A 245-nucleotide genomic window follows, 5' to 3' on the forward strand; every position below is an offset into this window, starting at 1 on the left:
GTCGGCGACGACCGCGACCGCGTCCGGATCGGCCGCGACCCGGCGGCGCACCAGTGCATCCACTGTCGCGGGAGCAACATCGAGCGTCTCGCCTCGTGCCCACGTCGAGTCCGGACCATCAGCATCGGGTGTGAATCCGGTGCTCAGTTGGTGCAGGGTCCGGGTGGGGGAACCGTGGAGGGCGGCGTTGAGGAAACGGCTGAATTGTTCGGCATGCAAGAGCGGATCGCTCGTGGCGGATCCTG

Annotated in this window: 1 protein-coding gene; it reads right to left on the minus strand. The window is 67.8% G+C overall.

Annotation, left to right across the window (positions count from 1 at the left end; all coding sequences use genetic code 11):
* Window positions 1-245: hypothetical protein (locus GFH49_RS39705; RefSeq protein ID WP_230396098.1), on the minus strand; the 245-nt coding region annotated here is incomplete at both ends.

The organism is Streptomyces blattellae (assembly GCF_009709555.1).
In the GTDB taxonomy this organism is placed as follows: domain Bacteria; phylum Actinomycetota; class Actinomycetes; order Streptomycetales; family Streptomycetaceae; genus Streptomyces; species Streptomyces blattellae.